Annotated in this window: 2 protein-coding genes and 2 pseudogenes; all 4 read right to left on the bottom strand. The window is 37.5% G+C overall.

Annotation, left to right across the window (positions count from 1 at the left end; genetic code table 11):
• Nucleotides 1-2,821, bottom strand: a 2,821-nt coding sequence (locus HT718_RS09135) for a YSIRK-type signal peptide-containing protein (RefSeq protein ID WP_240147370.1), incomplete at its 3' end; no start/stop codon positions are given.
• A gap of 560 nt (nt 2,822-3,381) precedes the next feature.
• Nucleotides 3,382-3,809, bottom strand: a pseudogene (locus HT718_RS09130) (hypothetical protein); the annotation flags it as partial.
• 10 nt (nt 3,810-3,819) lie between these two features.
• A pseudogene (locus tag HT718_RS09675) lies at nt 3,820-4,209 on the bottom strand (hypothetical protein); the annotation flags it as partial.
• A gap of 17 nt (nt 4,210-4,226) precedes the next feature.
• Nucleotides 4,227-5,159, bottom strand: coding sequence for an Rpn family recombination-promoting nuclease/putative transposase (locus HT718_RS09120; RefSeq protein WP_173268253.1), 933 nt, complete (start codon nt 5,157-5,159; stop codon nt 4,227-4,229).
• Nucleotides 5,160-5,559 lie beyond the last annotated feature (400 nt).

The raw sequence follows: 5,559 nt of genomic DNA, 5'->3' as shown, positions 1-5,559 counted from the left end.
CTGGATCTTTAACTGGTGTTACTTCTGGATTTTTAGCTACAAAATCTGATAACGGTCTTGTATCTTTAGATCCGTCTGTGTATGTTACTACAAGATTTCCAGCGTTATCTTTTTCTACTGATTTAATCTTAGTCTTAGCATCTTCAGCATCTACAGCTTTACCTTTTTTCTCTGCTAAGTTAGCATCATCATTACTCTTAGAATACTCAATTTGTAATTTTTCTTTGATTTTATCTAACTCATCTTGCGTTACGTTAGCTGGGTCTGTTACAGCAACTTTTTCAGTTGGAGTTGCTATATCGTATTTAAATGTTTGATTTTTAACTAGGAAGTGAGCGTATCCTGGTTTTTGTCTCGCATTAGGATCTTTATCTAGCGCTCTATAATCAGTGTTTGAAAGTTTACCATCGTTGTCTTTAGAAACAATAAAACTTGTCCACTGTTGCCCAGCTGGTAGATTAGTTTTCCCAGTCATCTTGATAGTAGCTGATGTCTTATCTTCAGATACTGAACCTTCACCAGTCACTTCACCATTTTCAACTTTACCTGTTGGTAATCCATAGCCTGCTGCATTATTCCCTGAAATATCTCCAGGTCCACGTAGGTAAAGATCTTTAATTTCTTTTTCATCTGTACCTTTGAAAGTTAAATCAGTGTTTTCACCTGTATAAACATAGATTTGTTTATTAGCTTCATTTGAGTATGGAAGTGCTACCTTTGGAGCTACGTTTACAAAATCTGCTAATGCTTTTGTATCTTTAGAACCATCTTTATATGTTACTACAACATTATTTCCTTCTCTTTCAATGCTTTCAATACGCTCAGTTTGGTTATCAACGTCTGTACCTTGTTTGTCAAGCAGATTTTTATCTTTGTTTGTTGTAGAATATTGAATCTTAATGCTATCTTTAATCTGATTAAACACATCTTCTGATATATTATTAGCATCATCTACAGAAATTTTTGTCTCTGGATTCTTAATATCATATTTTGCTGTTTGAGCTTTTAAGACAATTCTGAATGAACCTGGGTCACTGGCATATGAATTTCCAGTCGCGGTATTGTAAAGAAGTCCTCCATCTGTATCTGTTGCAGTAGCATAACGAGTTACAATTGGAAGTTCAGCACTTTCTGTTGTAGGAAGTGTTATTTTCTTAACAGGTGTTCCACCTTCTGTATCTTTTGTAATTTTACCTCTAATGTGAACAACTGCTGGATTTTCTGCTGTCGCTGGTGTTTCTGTAGAGATTTTTTCAACTACTGTATCATACTCGTTATCCAATATATTTGGATTTGATTCATCTTTAGCTGGTTGTACCTTATTTCCACCACGTAAAATTTCTGCAGATGCAATTTTCCCTAAATCATCCGTAAATTTAACAGGAATATCGAAATCTTCATTTGCATATACAAATACATCTTTCCTGTTGTCCAATGAATATGGAATTTCAACTGTTGGTACTTGGTTTGTACGGGCAACACTTGAAACTGGAGCAGTGTCTACTGAATCATCATTATATGTAACAGTAACTGTTCCGTTGGCAACCGCAATTTCTTTCACTACTGAAGATCTAGGATTTACGACTTCTCCTCTTTTAGATGCTAGTCGAGCATCTTCTGTAGTTGCTTTATCAGAATATTTAATTTTAAGTTCGTTTTTGATTTTGATAATATCTGCTTCAGTTAGATTATCAACATTCGAAACAGCAATCTTATCAGCATTTGATTCTGGTTGTTGAATATCATATTTATATGTTTGAGATTTAACAATTAACTTGAAATAACCAGGATCTGATGCACCTCTACCTCCACGCAGTTCAGCATTAGTAGAATCTTTAAGTTGTAAAAATCTTGATCCTAGTATTGCTTCTTGATTTTCAGTTTTTGTATAAGTGTCAATTTTTTTAAACTCATCATTTGGTTTACCAGTGATTTTAATTGTTACTGGACCTTCAGTTTCAGTTAGTGTTTGACGATAACTCCAACCGTAACCATCTATTTCAACTTCTTCTTCTGGAGGCATAGATCCGCGTCCATATTTCGTAAAAGCTATCGCTTGTTCACTTTTCGATTTTAGTACGAACTGACCACTTCCAGCTTTAACTGTTGCTTTAGTAATATTTCCAGCTGTTGAGCTAACTGTAATATTGACATCTGCCTCTTCTTCATTATAAAGGTAAATGTCTTTTTTTCCATTAGAATACTCCATCGAGTATTTAAAGTTACCACTTGTTTCAGGTGTCTCAGCTCTAAATGCATTATTTTTATCTAATGCTTGCCCATTACGTGAGTCTTTAGATCCTGTGTTTTCGATTGAGTTAGTACCAGATGTTGGTTCAGTGTTATCTGCTTTTTTACCTACAGTTGGTTGTCCGTTAGTAGTGTCTACTGATGGAGTTTCTTTTTTCTCTGTTGGTTTATTTTTTAACCCTGAATTAACAGTCATTACAAGTTTATTGTAAGCTTTTGTTAATTCAGCTTGAGTAGTTGCGTTCGCTAATGTAGCTTTTGCAGTTTCTAAGTCAGCTTTTAATACTGCAACACTTTCTTCCGTTTTGTTATCGTAAGAACCGTTAGAAAGTTTTGTTTCAATTTCTGAAATGTAGCTTTCAAGTTGAGTTTTGTTCAAAGCTGGAGCTTCTACAGATGGTGTATCTTGTTTGCTTAGCTCATTAGCTGATACAGCTCCATTACCTAAGAACATGAAAAGAGCAGCGACTGCTACACTAGCCGCTCCAAAGCTATATTTACGAATCGAATAACGCGTGACCTTTTCACGGTGCAAACGTTCAACACGACTCATGGAGTTTTTGTGTTCCATTTTTTTCTCCTTTTGGAATTAGTTGATTTAGCTTCTACATAACAAAATTTATTACTTAAAAAGAATAAGCACTATTCTCTTGTGTATGCAGAAACCTACACTCATATTCTATCTTATTTTCAATATATATGCAAACTTTTCGACTTCAAAATTTCGTAAAAAAAGAAAAAATATATTTGAAAACGTAGGAAATTTTCAGATAGTTTATTTTTGAATTTTTTTACGATTAAATATATATTTAATCGCTATATTATACTGTTGTATTTTTTTGCGATTTATACTTAATTGCAGAAGATTTTACATATATATAATTATAATTCGAGTAATACTCAATGACAATCAAAGAGCAAACTAGGAAGCTAGCCGCAGGCTGCTCAAAACAGTGTTTTGAGGTTGTAGATAGAACTGACGAAGTCAGTAACATATATACGGTAAGGCGACATTGACGTAGTTTGAAGAGATTTTCGAAGAGTATAAGTTTAAAAAAACGAAAACAAACATTGACTATTGGCCTAAAACAAAACATGCTATCTAGTTCGATAACATGTCCCCATTCTCATTTATAGTAAGGCCTCAAACTCAGCAACGGTCATACCTAATTGCTTACTCGCAACCTCAGGTGTCAAAAGACCTTGACGGACCGTATCCAGGAAGGCAAAGAGTTTCCCTTCTTCCCTTCCTTCAACTTTCCCACGCTCTAATCCTTTTTCAATACCTTCGGCCCGAGCAGTCTCCAAGGCATAATCCTGAGCCAATAACGCTTGTTCTTCGCGCATACGTAGTTGACTAAACATTTTTCTGTCCTCCTCGGACCAGCTCTTGTAGTCCAGTAGTTGATCTGCCTGGCTAATGGCTCGCTCGGGTTCTTGAGTAAAGGGTTTATTCCCGAAAAACTCCAACCACGGCTTGCGAACCTCCTCCTTGCTGGTTTCTCTGTATTTTTTAATTCCAAGAACGCCATCTTAACCAAATGGTTTTCTTGTCCGTTAGTACTGGTCTTACAACAGCGCCTCAAACTCAGCAACGGTCATTCCCAATTGTTCACTCGCAACCTCAGGTGTCAAAAGACCTTGACGGACCATATCCAGGAAGGCAAAGAGTTTCCCTTCTTCCCTTCCTTCAACTTTCCCACGCTCTAATCCTTTTTCAATACCTTCGGCCCTAGCTGTTTCCAAGGCATAGTCCTGTGCTAACAAGGCCTGTTCTTCGTGCATACGTAGTTGACTAAACATCTTCCTGTCCTCCTCGGACCAGCTCTTGTAGTCCAGCAGTTGGTCTGCTTGGCTGATGGCTCGCTCAGGTTGTTGGGTAAAGGGCTTGTTACCGAAAAATTCCAACCACGGTTTACGAACCTTATCTTTACTGGTGTCTCTGTATTTTTTTAGTTCTTATTTGTGATGCTCTTTCAATAGTGACTCAAAAGTGACTCAAACTCTGCGACAGTCATGCTCAACTGTTGACTTGCAACCTCTGAAGTCAGAATGCCTTGATGGACTAGATTTAGTAGCATAGACAAACTTCCTTCAACTTTCCCGCGCTCTAAGCCTTGTTCAATACCCTCTGCACGACCACGCTCCAAGCCTTTTTCTTCAGCTTGTTCCAAGGCATAGTCCTGTGCCAACAAGGCTTGTTCTTCTCGCATACGTAGTTGACTAAACATCTTCCTGTCCTCCTCGGACCAGCTCTTGTAGTCTAGCAGTTGGTCTGCCTGGCTGATGGCTCGCTCGGGTTGTTGGGTAAAGGGTTTGTTCCCGAAAAACTCCAACCATGGCTTGCGAACGCTATCCTTGCTGGTTTCTCTGTATTTTTTTAGTTCCAAGAATGCCATCTTAACCAGATGGTTTTCTTGACCGTTATTGGTGATGGTTAAGACCTCGCCTGTCGTATCCTCGCGCATACTAAAGCTATGAAAAGCCAAGTCATCTGAGAAGTAGTTGCTATCCACGATTGCGATAGCGTATACTGGTGCGATGTGTTTGTAACTTTGATGAGTATTGCCTTCTTGTTGGCGAATTTTTTCTAGATTTTGATTGACCTGACTACACAAATAAGCCCACAGGCGATTGATGAAAAAATTCTGATGATGCACCTGAATCTCAATAATTACTTGAGTGCCATTATCTAGTTCAGCTAAAACATCTATACTGGTATAGAAATCCTGAGCCGAGTACGGCAGGGAAGGCAAGACATGAATATTACTCCCCTCCAAAATGGTTACATTTTTGGCTGGTAAATCCAACATATCGCGGATAAATTGACAAGTGATTTCTGGATTGCTAAAGATTTTCTTAGCAACTAAGTCATTGGTTGGGCTGATGCCCGGATGACGTACAGTCATATTGCTTCTCCTTTCATTATAGCACATTTTTAAATCTAGGTTTACTAGATTATCTGGCTCTATCTATTTATTCGGAAAAGGAAATGAATTGTTAAGATATTTTATCTCCGTTTTAACTGAAATATGAACCTTAGCAAGCAGTTGTCTATCCAAAGTCCGATTTAGATAGAGCTTCAAAGTTCTACCAGTAGCCAAACTTAGAGTTAGTATGATCAGATTTTTTTAGTTGCCCCAGCTTGAACTTGACGGACTTTAAACTACACCATACCCACCTGTATCCAGTTAAGCTCAAGTCTTAGCCACTTCTAAAGAGGAGCTACTTTCACTGAAATGAACCAGTATATTGAACTACACCATCTTATCAACAACTTTATCCACAACTGTGGATAAAGTTGTTGAT

It is taken from the genome of Streptococcus sp. 714, from assembly GCF_013277115.1.
Taxonomy (GTDB): Bacteria; Bacillota; Bacilli; order Lactobacillales; family Streptococcaceae; genus Streptococcus.
The sequence above is the reverse complement of the archived record's forward strand: the minus strand, read 5'-3'. Positions and strand labels throughout refer to the sequence as shown.